The following is a 19,400-nucleotide window of genomic DNA, read 5'->3' on the forward strand; positions in this document are numbered from 1 at the left end:
TGCGTCTTAAAGACTTGTTTGAGACCTACTCAGCTGTGCGGGGGTGGACAGACAAAGCGAAAATCACTTGATTTTCTACTTTTGGTCAACTTCCAACTGTGCGGGGGTGGACAGACGAAGCGAAAATCATTTAATTTTCTACTTCTTGCCCACTCCCATAGAGAATGTGCTGACTTAGGTGGTATACTTAAAGAAAACAATTAAGGAGCCTAAGGATGGATATTATTCATTTAAAATATTTACTTGAAATAGTAAACCGAGATTTTAATTTGACAGCAGCGGCGCAATCATTATTTATTTCACAGTCCGCTCTAAGTCAATTTATTAAAAAGTTTGAACAACAACAAGGTTTTGATTTATTTCAACGGAAAAACGGCCGCATAGTTGGCCTGAGTAGTGCAGGTAAGAATGTCTATGCAAAAGCTGTTGAAATCGTCGATGTCTATCAAAATTTAGAGAATGTGATTGAACGCGAATCTCAAATCAAAAAAGGGTTAATTAAATTAGGCGGACATCCAACATTTTTAAGATTGTTCTTTACAAAATTTCTACCAAAATTTATGATTGAAAACCCTAAAGCATATGTCGAAATTATTGAAGCAGGCAGTTTAGAATTAAGACAAATGTTATTGGATGAGGTATTGGATATAGCTATCTTGACTCACCCAACCGGCTTAAACGAAGAGAATTTTGAACAGTATCAATTGATGCGAACAGAAGCGGTAGCTTTTATGGATCCTAAACATCCATTGGCTGAAAAACGGATTTTATCATGGTCTGATTTAGAGGCATTTCCTTATATCACTTACACCGATAAATATACATTGAATCATAGTATCGCAAGTAAAGTGAATGAAACAGCTAAGAAGAACTTACTTTTTACTTCTGGTTCATGGGATTACATGATTGAATGTGCCGTTAATAGTGAGATTATTGCAATCTTACCGACAGCCTACTTTGGAATGTTTAAGAAGCGCCTAAACCATATCGGTGTAATAGAGAAAAGATTTAATAATCCAATACCTTATATTCCGATGTTAGTGAGACCTCGTAAAGAGCGTTATACTTCTGTCGAATCATTTGTTTTTGAAAATGTCTTGGAAAATTTTTATGATGAAAAAAATATGTTAAAATACAATTTTTTAGATAATGAGGACTAGAGATATTTTCGTTAAAGGTAGGAGGTAAAACGATGAAAACGAGATTAACTGAAATATTGGGCATTGAATACCCGATTGTTCAAGGCTCAATGCAATATATGTCTTTAGCTGAATTAGCAGCGGCAGTATCCAATGCTGGTGGTTTAGGATTAGTTCCAGCGATGGCTTTTCCTAATGGAGACGAATTACGCAAAGAAATTAGAAAAGTTCGTTCATTAACGGATAAACCATTTGGATTTAATATTTCACTGGTACCGGAAGTAGTGATTCCAGAAGTGATTTTGGAATATATTAATATCTTAATTGAAGAAAAAGTTCCAGTGATTGAAACTTCAGGACAAAGACCTGGTAACTTCATTAAACCGATTAAAGAAGCAGGTATTCCGATAATTCATAAGGTCACGTCGATTAAGCATGCTTTAACAGCTCAAGCAGACGGTGCGGATATCATTACTGTGATTGGTACTGAAGGTGGAGGGCACCCGGGGCTAGACCAAGTAGCTGGCTCCATCTTATGGGCTAAAGCAGCTGAAGAGTTAACTGTACCGGTTTTAGCTGCTGGTGGTATTGTGGATGGTAAAAGTATGTATGCGGCGATGTCCTTAGGTGTCGACGGCGTCCTAATGGCTACGCGTTTCTTAGCATCAGAGGAAGTGGTAGCACCAAGAGAGTATAAGGAATTAGCCATTACATTACCTGAAACAGCAACCATTTTAACGATGAAATCTTTAAAAAATGCGATGCGTGTGGTTAGAAACAAACAAGCGGAACGTATTCTTGAAGCAGAACGAAATGGCGCAACGATTAAAGAATTGATGCCCCTGATTTCTGGCAAAGCATCCAATATTGCGATGATGGAAGGTCGGTTTGATGATGCGCAATTATCGGTTGGACAAGGGATTGGCCGTGTGCGCGAAATTAAACCAGCAGGGGAGATTGTTAAAGAGGTTATGGAAGATTTCTATAAGACACATGAATATATGACTGAGTTAGTAAAAAAATAACCAGTTAAATTGAGAGTGGATATCTTTGAACTTGTCATCACTGCAATTCCTTTTAAGATAAAAATAAGATGTAATGATTATTGATGTATCTGAACACACAAATTTTTGGATGATTGGCATCGAAACATTAAATCTAATCAATACAATACGACACTCCTCTTGTTATCCGTACTAAATTTGGTATGTATGATAAGAGGTTTGTTTTTTAGGGGGGAGATTATGTCAAAAGTTAGCCATTATATTGAAGTAATGAAACATATTCCGGACTATGCTTATATAGCGACGACCTCATTAGGGATGGGCGGTTTGCCAGAGCAATTACTGAAGGGTTTGGGTGAATATTATCAAAAATATCAAAGTCCACGGAATTTGTCTTTTATTACGACCGGAGGGATTGGTATCGGACCTGGCAGAGGCCTCGATCATATTTTATATCCAAACTTATTAAAACGAGCGACGACCTCTTATTTATATTATTCAGCTAACACGATTGAAGCAGTTTTAAACAATGAGATTGAAATGTATTACTTGCCTCAGGGGATTATTGGACAACTCTACCGTGATGCTGCGCGTGGTGGAGTAGGCGTATTTAGTCAAGTAGGAACTGAAACTTTTATTGATCCAAAATATTTAGGAGGAAAATTCAACGAAAAAACCCGTCAACAAGAGGATGTGGTCAAAGAAATCTATTTTAATGATGAACGTTGGTTGCATTATCAACCATTACCCATTAATGTCGCTTTTATTAAAGCGTCTTATGCTGATACTCGGGGAAATTTATCATTGAAACGTGAGCCTTTTGTTTTAGAAGCCTTGTCGATAGCTTCGGCTGTTAAAAATAAGGGGGGCATTGTGATTGCGCAAGTGGAACAGGTAGTTGAAGACTACTCGATTCCCGCTAAAGAAGTGGTGGTACCAGGTGCGCTCGTTGATTATGTGGTGGTAGCAGATAAAAAGTATCATATGCAAACGGTCCTAACGCAATACAATCCGGCCATTTCTAATGAAATAAGAATTCCGTTATCGGAGTATGAACATTTACCACTATCTCCGAGTAAAGTTATTTTAAGAAGAGCGAGCTAAGAATTAGCCAAAGGGAGTTTTGTCAACGTCGGTGTAGGGTTAGCAGCTAATATTGGTCAAATAATTTCAGAATCTCATTTAATTGATCAGATTCATTTAAGTGTTGATTTAGGCTCAATTGGCGGTATGCCGGTACCAGGGTTAGACTTCGGAATGAATTACAATGCCGAAGCGATTATCCCTAGTCAATCTTTATTTGAGTATTACCACGGTGGCGGTATTGATACGACGGTATTAGGCTTCGGTCAATTTAATAAAAAAGGGGAAATGAATTCAACTTATTTAAATGGAACGTTAAATGGTCCGGGTGGCATGTTAGATATCGTGCAAGGTGCTGATAAAATAGTTTTTGTCGGCTCTTTCACAGTAAAAGCAGAATTGACGATTGAAAATCAGCAACTGGTCATTCAAAAAGAAGGTTATGCTACGAAATTTGTTGAATCTTTACCATTGTCCAATTTTTCTAGTCATTATATGAAGTCTCTCGGTAAGCAAATCATCCTGATTACAGAACGAGCGGTGTTTGAAATTGATAATCATGGGCAATTTGTTTTAATGGAAATAGCTGAGGGAATCGATATTCAAGGCGACATACTAGATTTAATACCTTGGCCGATTAAAGTATCTGAACATTTAAAAATAATGGATCCGGCTTTATTTGCTGAAGATTGGCAATTAACTTTAGAGTAAAGTTGCGTGATGATGAGTGCAAGAAGGTGTATGGAGGCTTCGTTTAAGCAAAGCTTCCATACATTAACTTGCGCTTTTTTTATTGTAAAAAAATAAAGCAGAAGCAATGAATAGCATCAAATGAGAAAATCGAGACTGTTAGTGATATAATAGAGAAGAATCCAAATAGAGAGGAGCCGCTTAAGTGGCAAACGATAAAATAATAGTAAAAGGTGCTCGTTCACATAATTTAAAAAATATTAACCTTGAAATACCACGTGATAAATTAGTCGTGGTAACGGGCTTATCAGGATCTGGGAAAAGTTCGTTAGCCTTTGATACTTTATATGCTGAAGGGCAAAGACGATATGTTGAGAGTTTATCTGCCTACGCACGTCAATTTTTAGGTGGGATGGATAAGCCGGATGTCGATTCCATTGAAGGATTAAGTCCTGCAATCTCCATTGATCAAAAAACCACCAGTCATAATCCACGTTCGACGGTCGGAACAGCGACGGAAATCAATGACTACTTACGTCTGCTTTATGCAAGAGTAGGAACGCCGTATTGTCCAACACACCATATTCCAATCGAAAGACAATCACCTGAACAAATGGTCGATCGTATTTTAGAATTACCAGAGAGAACACGAATTCAGCTTATGAGTCCAGTGGTCCGTAATCAAAAAGGACAACATAAGAAAGTAATTGAAAAAATCATTAAAGATGGTTTCGTGCGCATTAGAGTTGATGGCGAAATATATGATGTTACAGAAGTTCCAGAACTATCGAAGAACTTAAAACATTCGATTGATTTGGTAATTGACCGTATTGTGATCAAAGAAGATATTCGTTCACGTCTATTCGATTCTGTAGAAACAGCTTTACGCTATTCAGGAGGCTATTTAGAAGTGGATGTCATAGGAGAAGAGCCAATCTATTTCAACGAACACTATGCTTGTCCACACTGTGATTTTTCGGTTTCTGAGTTAGAGCCACGTTTATTCTCGTTCAATGCACCATTTGGAGCCTGCCCTTCATGTGATGGATTAGGTTCACGCTTAACTGCGGATGAGAGTTTAATCGTACCCGATCCAAATTTAACCTTGGAAGAAGGAGCTTTTGCTCCATGGAATCCGATTAGTTCTAATTATTATCCATCGATGCTCGAGCAATTTGCTAAAAGTTATGGCATTCCGATTGATGTGCCATACAAGGATTTATCAGCTGAACATCAGCAAGTTTTGAAGTACGGTGCTCCTAATACGACCTTTAAATTCACCTATACCCCAATGATGGGTGGTGGCAAAAAACGAACCAGTGATACGGTTTTTGAAGGGGTTGTGAATAATGTTGAGCGTCGTTATCAAGAAACAAGTTCAGATTATACACGGGACGTTATGGCGCAATATATGCATGAGTTAGCATGCCCTGTTTGTAAGGGGCAACGTCTCAATCCGGAAGCTTTATCAGTCTATGTTGGCGATAAAAACATCGCAGAGTTTACCAATTTATCCATTCATGATGCAGCGGATTATGTTGAACAGTTAACATTTGACACTGCTAAAGAGATGATTGCTAAACCCATCATTAAAGAAATTAGTGACCGTTTAAGCTTCTTAAATAGTGTAGGACTAGAATATTTAACTTTAGATCGAGTCGCAGGGTCATTATCTGGTGGGGAAGCGCAACGGATTCGTTTAGCAACCCAAATAGGATCAAATTTAAGTGGCGTCTTATACATTTTAGATGAACCCTCGATTGGTTTACATCAACGTGATAATGCTCGCTTAATTGACTCATTACATAAAATGCGTGATTTAGGTAATACACTCGTGGTCGTTGAACATGATGATGAAACGATGTTAGAGGCTGATTATTTAATTGATATGGGACCTGGTGCAGGTGCTAGAGGTGGCGAAGTAGTGGCGGCTGGGACACCAAAAGAAGTCATGGCGAATCCAAATTCTTTAACAGGAAAGTATTTATCAGGGAAGGAAAAAATTGACATCCCCAAAGAGCGTAGACAAGAAGATAAAGGTTGGGTAACGGTTAAAGGAGCTGAACATAATAACCTTAACAATATCGATGTGAGCTTTCCGATTGGTCGCTTGACTTGTGTGACCGGTGTATCCGGTTCAGGAAAAAGTAGTTTAGTGAATGCTGTTTTAAAGACAGCCTTAGCACAGTTATTAACTAGTACCAAAGAACGTCCAGGTAAGTTTAGTTCGATCGAGGGATATGAAGGACTCGATAAGATGATTGATATTGACCAAAGTCCAATTGGGCGCACACCGCGTTCAAACCCAGCAACTTATACAGGTGTTTTTGATGATATTCGTGAATTATTTGCTCAAACGAATGATGCGAAATTACATGGCTATAATAAAGGACGTTTTAGTTTCAATGTGAAAGGTGGCCGTTGCGAAGCATGTTCGGGTGGCGGTATTAATAAAATTGAAATGCACTTCTTACCCGATGTTTATGTGCCATGTGAAGTCTGCCATGGTAAACGTTATAATTCAGAAACATTGGAAATTAAATTTAAAGGTAAAAACATTAGCGATGTTTTAGAAATGACAGTAGAAGACGCAGTTGATTTTTTCCAAGCACAGCCAAAGATTGCTCGTAAATTACAAACCTTGTTAGATGTCGGTTTAGGCTATGTCACATTGGGTCAATCGGCTACCACCTTATCAGGTGGAGAGGCTCAACGGATGAAATTGGCGTCAGAATTACAACGTGTTTCCACTGGTAATACCTTCTATATTTTAGATGAACCGACAACTGGATTGCATCCACATGATATTAAGAAGTTGTTGGCAGTCATTGAGCGCTTAGTTGAAGCGGGCAATACAGCGGTTATCATTGAACATAATTTAGATGTGATTAAGACAGCAGATTATATCATTGATATGGGGCCGGAAGGTGGCGTTGGCGGTGGTCAAGTAGTTGCAACCGGGACTCCGGAAGAAGTGGCAGAAGTTAAAGGTAGCTATACTGGCCAATATTTGAAAAAAATTTTAAACTAATAAAATAATATTCTTAGTTGGTTAGCAACTCAATAATCTCACTTTTTAAAGCTGGACCAAAACTTAATAAGAACGCGTGGTTAAATTGGTTTTATTTCAAGCGCAGTGGATGAGCGGTAGGGACTGCAACGGAGTCTTAATTCCTTAGTTTGTGGACTATTGTGTTAGGTATCCGGGTAAAGTGACTGTCTACAGCATTTCCAATCTCAAGTATGAGGGGAGGTAGACGAAGTGAAAGGATTCATTTTTCTATATCATATCCACCCCAACTGTGCGGGAAAGTAGACGAAGTGACAATCATTCATTTTTTACTTCTGGCCCAATCCCCTATTATATCGTTACATCATTGCATAGAGTAGGCAGAAGCAGTTAGAATCCATCAGATTTTGACTGTTAGCCTACTTTTTTTAGGAAAAAGTAAAGAATCAGTCTAGGGACCTATGCATTTCAGGTTAATAGTTGGCATAATATAGTTGTAGGGTAAGAATAATGCCAGATATATCCATAGGAGGAATTAAAAATGACAGAAAAAGAAAGAATTATTGAATTAGTTAAAAATAATGTTATTTCAATGGACGAAGCTTTGCAGTTATTAGAAGCAGCCGCTAAAAATGATCATCAAGCTCAGGTAACAAGTAATGAATTCATTGAAGAATATAAAAATGCACAAAAAGATATTGAAGAAAAAGTCGAAGCATCTCAATTAACACAAACGCCAGCAACAGACGAGCAAGAAGAACAAGCACAACAAGTCATCCAAGAAAAATTTGAACAAGCCAGTGAAGAATTAGCTAAGAAACAAGAAGCATTAGTGATTGCGAAACAACGTTTAAGAGAAATAGAAATTTTTGCTGAATTAGATGATTTAACAGAGGACATGAAAACGCAACAAGCGAATTTGATGGCGAAAATAGATCATTTAGAAGCGGAAATTGAAGAGTTGTCTATCGAAATTGATATCAAACGTCAAGAAATGAGACAAAACACTCAATCGCAAATTAAAAAAATGGTAGAAGATACGACTGAACAAGTCACCAAAGCAGCCAAAAATTTTGGTGAAGAAGCCAAAAAAGAAGGGAAAAACTTACAAAAAACGATTATGAGCTATGTCAAAGATTGGACTTCAAACTTTGATATGAAAGATTTTAATGTGAGTGTGCCGTGGGTGAAATCACAAAAATTTGAACACCAATATCAATTTGATGCAACAGATATTGATAAGATAGAAGTTAAAATTTTAAATGGAAATATTAAAGTTGAAACCCACCCACAAGATAATATTATTGTTGACCTTGATATTATTTTATATGGTAAAGAAGAATTAGATAATATCGCAGCCTTCGAATCATTAAGTACCATTGACGGCGCAACGGATAAATTAATTATCAATATGATGAACCCACGTGTTGCGGTAGAAACACTGGTGAAAGTTCCAGCAAAAGTATTTTCAGAATTATTCATTGATACCATTAATGGCGATGTCGATTTAAAAGACCTAAAAGCCAAAGAAGTTAAATTATCATCAAAAAACGGAGATAATGAAGTAGCCAATATTACCGCTGACCTATTAGTATATGACGGTTATAATGGAGACTTTAAAATTAAAGCTTCTGAAATTAATGACATCGATTATCATGTTTTAAATGGAAATTTACGCTATGTAGATCAAGTAGGTAACTTAAAAGTTGATGCAGTCAATGGCGATATCGTGATTACCAAAACAAATAGTGAGGGCTCTATTATTAATGCTAAAACATTATCTGGTGATATTAAAATAGCAGTTCCTCAAATGACTAATCTAGAAATTGAGGCTGAATCTACTTATGGTGAAGTTCATCACCGATTAAACAATGTTAATCAGACTGGAAGCCATATCGGCCGCCAAGTTGATGGTGAACATGATTTGATTAAGTTAACGATTGCTTCTACAAGCGGTAATATTTATTTAAAGGACTAGGAGGGTTTTAATGAAAAAATTACAATTATCTCAAAGCGACCGCATCTTATTAGGTGTATGTGGTGGTTTAGGAAACTATTTTGAAGTTGACCCAACCTGGATTCGCTTAATTTTTGCAGCGGTATTCTTTTACCGTGGAACAGGTTTAGGTATTTACTTCATATTATGGGCAATTATTACTTTTAGCAATCGCAAATAGGGGTGAAAGAAAAATGAAACGATTATATAAATCATCTACTAATAAACAAATAATGGGTGTATGTGGTGGATTAGCAGAATACTTTAATATTGATGTAACAGCAGTTAGATTAATTTTCGGTATTGCGTTCTTTGTTTTTGGTGTAGGTTTTATGCCTTATATGATTTTAGCGTTTATTTTACCATATGATTATCAAGTAAACGCTAGTTCACGACCATTCAATCAAACAAGAACAAATGATGGTTATGTTTATCGGAACCGTCGAGAACGCTCAAATTCAGCAAGTTTTTCACAACGACCACAAGGCAATCAACCAAAAGATGTGACACCAGTCGATGAAGATGTGTGGAGTGATTTTTAGTAAATTTAACAATATAACAGATGTCAGTATCTAAAATTAAATTTCCTCTTGAAATAAATTGGATAGCGGAAATATTAAGAAAATGCTGATGTTTGCTTAATAAAAGCTACCGCTTTAGGACCTTATCAAAGGAGACCGGAGCGGTTTTTTGTGAGAAAAATTAACAATCTTCCGAACGTAAAATGACAATAAGAGCGAGAGAGGAAATTCTTTTTTCAATTTGTACGATGAATGTAAAAAAAGTTTCTAATCTTGGGTTATGGATTAATCAGCTACCAAGAAGGTGTAGGCGTAAGCTAAATGATATTTTTGCTCAGTTCCTAGTTGTTAAGCTATAATTTTATATGAAATAGACGTAAAAAATGAGAGGACATCCTTAATCTTATGCTAGCAAAATTAATTGAACCGAAGAACTTTACAATCGAGGAACAACAAAAAATATTTACTAGAGGCTGGGCATAAACTTTATAAATTTAGTAAAGATTATTGTTCATTAATTAATAGCGCAGTGGTTGAAGTGGCCTCAAATGGCGTCTTAAGGACTTGTTTGAGACCAACTCAACTGTGCGGGGAAAGACTTGTTTAAGACCTACTCAACTGTGCGGGGGTGGACAGACGAAGCGAAAATCATTCAATTTTCTACTTCTGGTCCACTCCCAATCCCTATTTTAATTGAGCAATTCTTAATGTTAGTAGTAGGCTTAGTGGATACATTGATGGTCTCTTATGCAGGTGAAGCTGCTGTTTCAGGAGTTGCTCTTGTTAACCAAATTAACGCCGTCTTTTTATCTGTCTTTGCGGCCTTAGCAGCCGGTGGTGCGGTTGTGATTAGTCAATATATCGGACGCCAAGAAAAAAGGAATGCAGTGTTGTCTGCAAGTCAGTTAATCATGTTGTCATTAGCGATATCGATTGGTGTGGCCATCATAATTTTAGCTTTTGATGAACCAATCTTAAGGGGATTATTCGGCCGAGTAGAAGCTTATGTGATGTCGGCCTGTTTAATCTATCTTTTTATCACGACCTTATCATTGCCAGCCATTGCGGTTTATAACGCTTGTTCTTCTATTTTAAGAAGTATGTCCGACACTAAAACAACGATGCGTGTTTCCATAATCATGAATATTTTGAATGTTGCAGGCAATTATTTAGGAATTTTTGTTTTTCATGCCGGGGTAGCCGGGGTGGCGATTCCTTCATTAGTGTCACGGGTGATAGCGACTGCTATTATGTTATATGTCTGTAGCAAAAAAGATCGTGTTGTCTTTTATCAGTTTTCAGATATTTTTAAATATGATCCAGCAATGGTTAAACGGATTGTTCACATTGCCGTACCAAATGGTGTAGAACAAGGATTATTGAATCTGTCCAAAATCGCTTTGTCGAGTATCGTCGCGATGTTTGGCACGGTTCAAATAGCTGCTAATGGTATTGGGCAAAGTTTTTGGTCGGTATCTGCTTTATTTTCTTTATCGATGGGACCCGCTTTTATAACCGTTATTGGTCAATGTATTGGTGTCGGTGATTATCAAGCAGCTGATTATTATTTCAAAAAATTAAGTCGTATTGCTTATGTAGGATGTTTTATTTGGAATGCTATCTTTACAGTGATGATTCCCTTTATTTTAACTTTTTATAGTCTATCGCCGGAAACGACTCGTTTAGTTATTGTTTTATGTTTGATTCATAATTTCTTTAACTTTTTGATGCATCCTTCGGCATTTGCTTTATCAAGTGGGTTAAGGGCTGCGGGGGACGTAAAATATGCGATGTACGTTTCTATTTTAGCTACTTTTGTCGTAAGGGTCGTGTTCTCAATTATATTAGGTATTTGGTTACAATGGGGAGTAATCGGGGTTACTTTTGCGATGTGCTTTGATTGGATATTCAGAGCTGTTTTTATAGAATTGCGCTATCGAAGTGGTAAATGGAAAAACTTTAATGTCATTTAAAACTGAGTGTTAAATCAGTGAGTTAAAATTATCATTATGCTTAACACTAAGATGATAAATGTGTAGCGAAATCAAGGTAATTATGATACCATCAAATTAAATAATAAACGTTGGAGGTCCCGCCATGAATTCAGTGACGGTTAATGAAATTGTAGAAACATTAAATGTAAATTTTATTTTTGGAGAAGAATTTGGTGAACGTGAAGTAACGATTAGTGAAGTATCAAGACCGGGTTTAATCTTATCAGGTTATTCAGAATTTTATCATGCAGATAGAATTCAATTAATTGGTCGTACAGAGTCCCGTTTTTTAAATTCCAAATCATCTGAAGAACGTGTCGAAATATTTGAAAGAATGATTCAGCCGAACACACCGGCAGTTATTTTCACTCATATGGAAAAGGTTCCGGAAGAAATCATCCCGGTAGCAACCCGAGTGGGAATGCCTATTTTAGGAGCGCCATCCAAAACAGGACGTGTACATGCTAATTTAACTAATTTTTTAGAAGGACAATTAGCTGAACGTTTATCAAAGCATGGGGTTTTTGTAGAAGTGTTTGGGATGGGGGTTATGTTAGTCGGTTCAAGTGGTGTAGGTAAATCCGAAACAGCCTTAGAACTGGTACAAAGAGGCCATCGTTTAATCGCTGATGATCGTGTTGAATTATTTATGATTGATGAATTAACGCTTGTCGGTGAAGCACCAGAAATTTTAGAAAATCTATTAGAGATTCGTGGATTAGGAATTATTGATGTCATGAATTTATATGGTGTTTCAGCCATTCGTCGTTCTAAACGATTGGAATTAATTATCGACTTAGTGTTAGATGATGGTACCGTAGAATATGATCGTTTAGGTTCTAAACGAGAAACGGAGCAGATTTTTGATGTATTAGTACCAAAAGTACGTATCCCAGTTAAAACGGGTCGTAACTTAGCGGCTATCATTGAATCAGCTGCCATGAATTTCCGTGCGAATTCATTAGGTTATAATGCTACGGAAGCATTTAATCGTAAATTAGATGAATTGATTCGCAAAAATAACCAATAAGGAGTTTTGATCAACGGATGATATTAGGACAATTGTCGCCTATCGCTTTTGAATTATTTGGTTGGCCAGTTCATTGGTATGGCATCATTATTGGATTAGGTATTCTTTTAGCTTATCTATTAATTGGTGCCGAGGCGCGAAAAAAACAACTTGATGGTGAAAAAATGTCAGATTTAATTTTTTGGACAATTATCATCGGGTTTATTGGTGCGAGAATTTATTATGTGCTCTTTCGATTAGATTTTTACTTAGCGAATCCAACCCATATTTTTAGTATCTGGGAAGGTGGCATTGCGATTTATGGAGGAGTGCTTGCTGGTATTCTGACAATCTATTGGTTAACGAAGAAATATCAATTGCCATTCATTACGACACTAGACGTTGCCGCTCCTGGTGTCTTATTGTCACAAGTCATTGGTCGTTGGGGAAACTTTATGAACCAAGAAGCTTACGGTTATGAAGTTTCTCGTGATTTTTTAGAGACATTACGTTTACCTAAATGGTTAATTGAACAAATGCATATTAACGGTGCTTATCACCATCCAACCTTTTTATACGAATCGGTATGGAATTTTCTCGGATTGATCATTTTAATTATTTTGAGACGAATTCCAGGTCTTTTAAAAGATGGCGAAGTCGCAGCAGGGTATTTATTGTGGTATGGTCTAGGACGGATGGTAATCGAAGGGATGCGTACAGACAGTCTCTATTTAGGACCATTGCGTGTTTCTCAATGGTTAGCGGGCGTGTTTGTCATCTTATCGATTGTCTTGATTATATGGCGAAGAAAAGATTTGTTGGTATCGGATTATACTGACAACCGATATTAGGAGGTTTTTATCGTGAAAGTAACAGTTTTAGGAACGGGTTCTTGGGGAACGGCTTTAGCTAAAGTTCTTGCAGAAAACAATCAAGAAGTATTAATTTGGGGACGAGACCAACGGGTCGTCGAGGAAATTAATCAAGATCATACTAATAAACGTTATTTAAAAAAGACTCATTTACCAACGACATTAGTAGCGACCGATGATTTTGAAGCTGCTGTCCAACGTGCTGAAGCTATTTTAATTGTGATTCCAACACATGCAATGAGAGAAATCGTTCAACGAATCGAAGCTGTCCTTCAAGATCAATCAACAAAACCACTCATCATTCATGCTACTAAAGGATTGGAACCTCACACTCATTTACGAATGACTCAAGTCATTGAAGAAGTGTTAAAAGGACAAGGTTACCCAGAACCAGTGGTTCTTTCTGGACCGAGTCATGCCGAAGAAGTCGCGCGTCGAGATTTAACAACGGTGACGGCTGCTAGCGAGAATCTTAAGGTGGCCCAAAAAGTCCAAGCCCTCTTTATGAACCAGTATTTTAGAGTGTATACGAATCAAGATGTATTGGGTGTCGAACTCGGTGCGGCTTTAAAAAATATCATTGCCTTAGGAGCAGGGATTTTAGTGGGCTTAGGTTATGGCGATAATGCTAAAGCAGGACTGGTGACTCGTGGGTTGGCTGAAATTACCCGCTTAGGAGTTAAACTGGGGGCGGACCCATTGACCTTTTTAGGATTAAGTGGTGTTGGTGATTTAGTGGTTACTTGTACGAGTCCTCATTCTCGCAACTGGCAAGCAGGAAATCTATTAGCTCAAGGTCTGACTAAAGAAGAGGTCGCTCAAGAAATTGATATGGTAGTAGAGGGGATCACGACGACAGCGGTGGCCTATGATTTAGCTAAAGAAGAGCAAGTGGAAATGCCCATTACCAATGCTATTTATTCAGCCTTGTATCAGAGAGTTCCAGTACGCGAGGCAGTCGAAGGATTAATGTTACGCGAAGGTAAACAAGAAGCAATCAGTCAAGATTAAGTGAACTGATTACCATCTAGTTCAAGTTTGGAACTTATGACTGAATAAAATGCTGCGAAAACACAAACAAAAGGTTAAGCGGAAAACGCGTAGTAATTCGAGTGAATTCTATTCTAACTGGATTGCAATTCGATGCTTATCAAAGTGAAGATTATAAAATAGGTTTTTATGGCGAAATTGTACGGGGTGGGCTAGCAAAGTGAAATTCATTGAATTTTCTACGTCTAGCCTACTCTTTTTTGTTAGTTTTCAATCAAGCAAAAAAATATTCAAAAGTTAATACTCGTGGTAAGATGGATAAGAAATCAAAATAGAAAGTGTGAAACGAATGACAACTGTAGATAAAGAGATTGTTCAGGCTGATGTCATCATTGTCGGAGCTGGTCCAGGAGGACTAACGGCCGCATTGTATGCTTCAAGAGCAAATTTAAAAACGATTATTATTGAAAAAGGAATGCCAGGTGGCGAAATAAACAATACTGCCGATGTTGAAAACTATCCTGGATTTAAATTAATTAGTGGACCTGAATTGGCGAACCATATTTTTGAAAGTGCCATGGCTTTCGGGGCAGAGCATGTTTATGGCGATGTGGAAAAAATAGAAGTCGAAGCATTAACGAAAAATATTCACACCAGCAAAACAATCTACCAAGCGCCAGTCGTCATTGTTGCGACGGGAGCTAATCATCGAAAACTTGGTGTGCCAGGTGAAGAACTGTTAGCGGGTAAAGGTGTTTCTTATTGCGCGGTCTGTGATGGCTTCTTCTTTAGAAATCGTCATGTTATCGTCGTAGGAGGCGGTGATTCTGCTGTCGAAGAGGGAACTTATTTAACACAGTTTGCTGACAAAGTAACGATTATTCATCGTCGAGATGAGTTGCGTGCGCAAAAAGTATTGCAAAATAGAGCTTTTGCAAATGAAAAAGTGAATTTCGTTTGGGATACTGTAGTTGAGGAGATTATCGGTGAAAATAATGTGGAAGGTGTAAAAGTCCGCAATGTAAAAACCGATGAAACCAGTACAATAGAAGCCGATGGCGTATTTGTGTATGTTGGATTAATTCCAAACTCAGATACTGTAAAAGAATTGAATGTTACTAACGAAGAGGGATGGATTGTGACCAATAATCAAATGGAAACAAGCGTACCAGGTTTGTTTGCTGTTGGCGATGTACGTCACACCAACTTACGCCAAATTGCGACTGCCGTTGGCGATGGTAGTCAAGCTGGACACATGGCTTATCAATATTTAATGAGTTTAAAAGATTAAGCAAATAATGCGATAAGAGGGAGTGTAGCAATGATTAATAATAGCAGTGGAAACTAAGATTTTCATTTTCTATTTTAATCATTACAACACTCTTTTCTTTGTTAAGGAGAGAAAGTATAATGAAAAAAATACTGGTAACGGGGTTTGATCCATTTGGTGGCGAACAGATTAATCCAGCACTAGAGGCGATTAAACGATTGCCAACGCTGATTAATGATACTCAAATTTTAACATATGAAATACCAACCGTATTTCATAAAAGTGGTCGCTTATTACAAGATTATTTGCTGAAAGAACAACCGGACGCGGTGCTCTTAGTAGGACAAGCCGGAGGACGTTCAGCAATTTCTTTAGAAAGAGTTGCCATTAACATGGATGATGCCCGCATACCGGATAATGAAGGCAACCAACCGATTGATGAAGTGATTAATCCCCAAGGCGCACCTGCTTACTTTACCACATTACCCATCAAGCGTATCGTTCAAGCGCTAAAACAACATCAAATTCCAGCTATTGTTTCTAATTCAGCAGGGACCTTTGTCTGCAATCATTTAATGTATTACTTATTAGATATATTAGCGGCTCGAAAAGCGAATGTTATTGGTGGATTTATGCATATTCCCTATTTGCCTAGTCAAGTCGTAGACCAACCAAATCAGCCTTCGATGGCATTGGATCAGATAGTAAAAGCGATTGAAATCACCTTAGCAACGATTATTAAAAATCAGCATGACCTCAAAATTACTGGAGGAACAGAAGTCTAACAAGCACTATTATAAATTTTTATAGTAGTTTTTTGAAAATCATGGTATACTGAAAGCGATACGAGAGGAGTGATAACGTATGTCATGGCATAATACGTTGGAAACGTGGAAAAAATTTGATGGTTTAGATGAAGCACTTCGATCAGAAATCGAAAGTGTGGATGAAGCAACCTTAGAAGATGCATTCTCAACTAGTTTAAGTTTTGGAACGGCTGGTATGCGTGGTGTATTAGGTGCAGGACCTAACCGTATGAACCTTTACACAGTTCGTCAAGCGACAGCAGGATTAGCGCAATTAATCATTGAAAATGGTGAGGAAGCGAAAAGACGTGGTGTCGCTATCGCTTATGATTCACGACATTTTTCTCCAGAATTTGCAATGGAAGCCGCTCTTGTTTTAGGGAAACAAGGGATTAAGAGTTATGTGTATGAAAGTTTAAGACCGACACCGGTTCTTTCATTTGCTGTGAGACATTTAAATGCCTTCGCTGGTATCATGATTACAGCCAGTCATAACCCAGCAGAGTATAATGGTTACAAGGTATATGGCGCGGATGGTGGACAAATGCCACCGGAAGATGCAGACAATTTAACGAAATATGTACGTGCGATTGAGAATCCATTAACGGTTGAAGTCGGTAATAAAACTGAATTGTTAGGTTCAGGAATTATTGAGATTATTGGCGATCTTGTGGATCAAGCTTATTTAGAAGAAATGAAAGCTGTGACCATTAATCAAGAATTAGTCAATGAAATGGCTGACCAAGTCAATATTGTTTATACACCATTACATGGAACAGGTTTATACTTAGGGATGAAAGCTTTAGAACAAGCCGGTTTCAAAGATATTAAGGTTGTAGAAGCACAAGCAAAACCAGATGGCGATTTCTCAACTGTTGCATCACCTAACCCAGAATCTGATGCAGCTTTCGATTTAGCCGAAGAATTGGCGGTTAAAGTGGATGCTGATATTATTTTGGCGACAGACCCAGATGCGGATCGTTTAGGAGCAAAAGTAAAAACAGCGGACGGAACCTATCAATTAATTACCGGGAACCAAATTGCTTCATTGATGTTAGACTATATTTTAAACGCCTTACAGCATAAAGGAGCACTACCTGAAAATGGTGCAGCTGTTAAATCGATTGTGTCGACTAATTTAGCGGATGCCATTATGGAAAGCTATGGCCTAACGATGGTAGAAGTATTAACTGGATTTAAGTTCATTGCAGAAAAAATTCAACAATACGAAGAAACGGGTGAACATACATTCCTAATGGGGTTTGAAGAAAGTTACGGTTACTTAATCAAGCCATTTGTACGTGATAAGGACGCGATTCAAGCATTAGTAGTGTTAGCTGAATTAACAGCTTATCATAAGAAAGAAGGTCGCACTTTAGCAGATGCGATTAACCAAATGTATGAAAAATATGGTTATTTCTATGAAAAGACGATTTCACTTTCTTTCCCAGGGTTATCTGGTCAAGCAAAAATGAAAGAATTAATGGCGAATATTCGTCAAGAAGGTATCTCAGAAATGGGTGGACTCGCAGTCGAAAAAACGGCTGATTATTTAGCTGGAACATTAAAGTTAAGCGATGGTAAAGAACGTCAGTTAGCTTACCCATCATCTGATGCTTTAAAATATACTTTAGCAGATGGCAGTTGGGTTGCGTTTAGACCAAGTGGTACAGAGCCTAAAATTAAATTATATTTAGGAACAACCGGTCGATCTAAAGTTGAAGTAGAAGAAAAAGCAGAAAAATTAGAAACAGCGATTCAAGAATTAATTGGAGAATAGAAAAATTAATGAGACTGGGTAGAAATTTAGTAACTTCTACTCAGTTTTTTTTATGAGAGCGGGAAGAAATGGAATAAAAAATGTGCTAGTTATTTTTACACAATATTATGGACTTGATACAAGTTGAGGCCACTGCCTTTACGCTCTATAAGAATTAGCTGAAACCACAGAGAATTTTTAAAGTTTGTGCCTGACCTCATAATACTCTTACTATAGCTTCCATAATCATCTTATAAGATAATGAATCCTTTTACGAAAACAATTGTGATTTTATATACAAATAAGTAAAAGTCACTAGCTATCTTTGTGAAATTTTGCTATAATCTTCATAGTTATAATAGTTTATAACATTAGATTAGTGAAAAGGTAGGGGAAATTATGCACAAGGATATACCAAGAGCGACTGCCAAGCGATTACCAATCTACCATCGCTATTTACGATTTTTACATAATGCAGGGAAAAAGAGAATTTCATCAACTGAATTAAGTGAAGCCGTGAGAGTTGATAGTGCAACCATTCGACGCGATTTTTCTTATTTTGGGGCATTAGGAAAACGTGGCTATGGCTATGATGTAGATTATTTATTAGATTTCTTTAGTAAGGCATTGAATCAAGATCGCTTAACTTCAATAGGTTTGATTGGTGTTGGTCATTTAGGTAATGCTTTATTAAATTATAATTTTAGAAAAAATAATAATGTGCGTATTGGGGCAGCATTTGACGTTAATCAAGACTTAATTGGAAAAATATTATCTGGAGTTCCAGTTTATTCCATGGATGAATTAGAAGAACAAATCGAAGCCCAAGCAATTGAAGTGGTCATTTTAACTGTTCCTCAGGAAGTAGCACCAAAAGTAGTGGAACGTCTTGTTAATGTAGGCATTAAAGGAATTATGAATTTTACACCACTTAGATTTGATGTGCCGAAATCGGTCAGAATTCAAAATGTTGACTTAACGACAGAACTTCAAACGCTATTATATTTCATCGATAGTAACATTGAAAATGATGATGATGACTATATGGATGTTCCATATAACTTCTCATTTTAACTTGGTAAATAATAGTTGAGTAGGTAGCCGAAGGGAAAATTTTGAGATTTTCTACTTCCTACCTACTTTTTTTAGGCTCTTTGTCAAATGGTATGAATGAGGCTGGGGGAAAACTATTTAAATTCTGCTCAGGCATATCTATTTTATTCAAAGCGTAGTGGTTGAGTGGTCTCAAACTGCGTC

At 37.3% G+C, this 19,400-nt stretch carries 16 protein-coding genes; all 16 read left to right on the forward strand.

Going from position 1 to position 19,400, the window contains the following annotated elements:
- The first annotated feature begins 215 nt into the window (after positions 1–215).
- The 16 genes from HMPREF2811_RS03850 to HMPREF2811_RS03920 all read left to right on the forward strand — a co-directional run bounded on the left by HMPREF2811_RS03850 (position 216) and on the right by HMPREF2811_RS03920 (position 19,217).
- Entirely contained in the window at positions 216–1,160 is a 945-nt protein-coding gene (locus HMPREF2811_RS03850; protein WP_071408183.1) for a LysR family transcriptional regulator, read from the forward strand.
- Between the two features lie 32 nt (positions 1,161–1,192).
- The gene (locus HMPREF2811_RS03855; RefSeq protein ID WP_071408184.1) at positions 1,193–2,164 is read left to right on the forward strand and encodes an NAD(P)H-dependent flavin oxidoreductase; all 972 of its coding nucleotides are present in this window, start codon (positions 1,193–1,195) and stop codon (positions 2,162–2,164) included.
- Positions 2,165–2,383: 219 nt separating this feature from the next.
- Entirely contained in the window at positions 2,384–3,247 is an 864-nt protein-coding gene (locus HMPREF2811_RS11035) for a malonate decarboxylase subunit alpha (protein ID WP_168164941.1), read from the forward strand.
- A 153-nt stretch (positions 3,248–3,400) separates the two neighbouring features.
- Positions 3,401–3,937, forward strand: a complete 537-nt coding sequence (locus HMPREF2811_RS11040) for a hypothetical protein (RefSeq protein ID WP_141749250.1) — start codon at positions 3,401–3,403, stop codon at positions 3,935–3,937.
- A 184-nt stretch (positions 3,938–4,121) separates the two neighbouring features.
- The gene (gene uvrA / locus HMPREF2811_RS03865; protein ID WP_071408185.1) at positions 4,122–6,947 is read left to right on the forward strand and encodes an excinuclease ABC subunit UvrA; all 2,826 of its coding nucleotides are present in this window, start codon (positions 4,122–4,124) and stop codon (positions 6,945–6,947) included.
- A 520-nt stretch (positions 6,948–7,467) separates the two neighbouring features.
- Complete coding sequence (locus tag HMPREF2811_RS03870; RefSeq protein ID WP_071408186.1) at positions 7,468–8,904, forward strand: DUF4097 family beta strand repeat-containing protein; 1,437 nt, start codon at positions 7,468–7,470, stop codon at positions 8,902–8,904.
- 10 nt (positions 8,905–8,914) lie between these two features.
- The gene (locus tag HMPREF2811_RS03875; protein ID WP_066125301.1) at positions 8,915–9,103 is read left to right on the forward strand and encodes a PspC domain-containing protein; all 189 of its coding nucleotides are present in this window, start codon (positions 8,915–8,917) and stop codon (positions 9,101–9,103) included.
- 13 nt (positions 9,104–9,116) lie between these two features.
- Positions 9,117–9,464 carry a PspC domain-containing protein gene (locus tag HMPREF2811_RS03880; protein ID WP_066125303.1) on the forward strand — a complete coding sequence of 116 codons (348 nt, stop codon included), beginning with the start codon at positions 9,117–9,119 and terminating at the stop codon, positions 9,462–9,464.
- 578 nt (positions 9,465–10,042) lie between these two features.
- On the forward strand, positions 10,043–11,416 hold the full coding sequence (locus HMPREF2811_RS03885) for an MATE family efflux transporter (RefSeq protein ID WP_210386538.1): 1,374 nt from the start codon (positions 10,043–10,045) through the stop codon (positions 11,414–11,416).
- Between the two features lie 124 nt (positions 11,417–11,540).
- Positions 11,541–12,467 (forward strand): HPr(Ser) kinase/phosphatase, encoded by a 927-nt coding sequence (hprK, locus tag HMPREF2811_RS03890; protein WP_071408187.1) that lies wholly within the window; start codon positions 11,541–11,543, stop codon positions 12,465–12,467.
- Between the two features lie 17 nt (positions 12,468–12,484).
- On the forward strand, positions 12,485–13,297 hold the full coding sequence (gene lgt / locus HMPREF2811_RS03895; protein WP_071408188.1) for a prolipoprotein diacylglyceryl transferase: 813 nt from the start codon (positions 12,485–12,487) through the stop codon (positions 13,295–13,297).
- Between the two features lie 12 nt (positions 13,298–13,309).
- Positions 13,310–14,329: an NAD(P)H-dependent glycerol-3-phosphate dehydrogenase gene (locus tag HMPREF2811_RS03900; RefSeq protein WP_071408189.1), complete on the forward strand. Its 1,020-nt coding sequence runs from the start codon at positions 13,310–13,312 to the stop codon at positions 14,327–14,329.
- Positions 14,330–14,657: 328 nt separating this feature from the next.
- Entirely contained in the window at positions 14,658–15,599 is a 942-nt protein-coding gene (gene trxB, locus HMPREF2811_RS03905) for a thioredoxin-disulfide reductase (protein WP_071408190.1), read from the forward strand.
- A gap of 119 nt (positions 15,600–15,718) precedes the next feature.
- Positions 15,719–16,363 (forward strand): pyroglutamyl-peptidase I, encoded by a 645-nt coding sequence (pcp, locus tag HMPREF2811_RS03910; RefSeq protein ID WP_071408191.1) that lies wholly within the window; start codon positions 15,719–15,721, stop codon positions 16,361–16,363.
- 79 nt (positions 16,364–16,442) lie between these two features.
- Complete coding sequence (locus HMPREF2811_RS03915) at positions 16,443–18,164, forward strand: phospho-sugar mutase (RefSeq protein WP_071408192.1); 1,722 nt, start codon at positions 16,443–16,445, stop codon at positions 18,162–18,164.
- A 378-nt stretch (positions 18,165–18,542) separates the two neighbouring features.
- Complete coding sequence (locus HMPREF2811_RS03920) at positions 18,543–19,217, forward strand: redox-sensing transcriptional repressor Rex (protein WP_071408193.1); 675 nt, start codon at positions 18,543–18,545, stop codon at positions 19,215–19,217.
- Positions 19,218–19,400: the final 183 nt, after the last annotated feature.

The organism is Globicatella sp. HMSC072A10, from assembly GCF_001811625.1.
In the GTDB taxonomy this organism is placed as follows: Bacteria; Bacillota; Bacilli; order Lactobacillales; family Aerococcaceae; genus Globicatella; species Globicatella sanguinis.

Excerpts from the sequence above, each read along its gene's own strand:
- HMPREF2811_RS03850 (WP_071408183.1), top strand. The coding sequence starts at position 216 with ATGGATATTATTCATTTAAAATATTTACTTGAAATAGTAAACCGAGAT.
- HMPREF2811_RS03855 (WP_071408184.1), top strand. The coding sequence starts at position 1,193 with ATGAAAACGAGATTAACTGAAATATTGGGCATTGAATACCCGATTGTT.
- HMPREF2811_RS11035 (WP_168164941.1), top strand. The coding sequence starts at position 2,384 with ATGTCAAAAGTTAGCCATTATATTGAAGTAATGAAACATATTCCGGAC.
- HMPREF2811_RS11040 (WP_141749250.1), top strand. The coding sequence starts at position 3,401 with ATGAATTACAATGCCGAAGCGATTATCCCTAGTCAATCTTTATTTGAG.
- HMPREF2811_RS03870 (WP_071408186.1), top strand. The coding sequence starts at position 7,468 with ATGACAGAAAAAGAAAGAATTATTGAATTAGTTAAAAATAATGTTATT.
- HMPREF2811_RS03875 (WP_066125301.1), top strand. The coding sequence starts at position 8,915 with ATGAAAAAATTACAATTATCTCAAAGCGACCGCATCTTATTAGGTGTA.
- HMPREF2811_RS03880 (WP_066125303.1), top strand. The coding sequence starts at position 9,117 with ATGAAACGATTATATAAATCATCTACTAATAAACAAATAATGGGTGTA.
- hprK (WP_071408187.1), top strand. The coding sequence starts at position 11,541 with ATGAATTCAGTGACGGTTAATGAAATTGTAGAAACATTAAATGTAAAT.
- lgt (WP_071408188.1), top strand. The coding sequence starts at position 12,485 with ATGATATTAGGACAATTGTCGCCTATCGCTTTTGAATTATTTGGTTGG.
- trxB (WP_071408190.1), top strand. The coding sequence starts at position 14,658 with ATGACAACTGTAGATAAAGAGATTGTTCAGGCTGATGTCATCATTGTC.
- pcp (WP_071408191.1), top strand. The coding sequence starts at position 15,719 with ATGAAAAAAATACTGGTAACGGGGTTTGATCCATTTGGTGGCGAACAG.
- HMPREF2811_RS03915 (WP_071408192.1), top strand. The coding sequence starts at position 16,443 with ATGTCATGGCATAATACGTTGGAAACGTGGAAAAAATTTGATGGTTTA.
- HMPREF2811_RS03920 (WP_071408193.1), top strand. The coding sequence starts at position 18,543 with ATGCACAAGGATATACCAAGAGCGACTGCCAAGCGATTACCAATCTAC.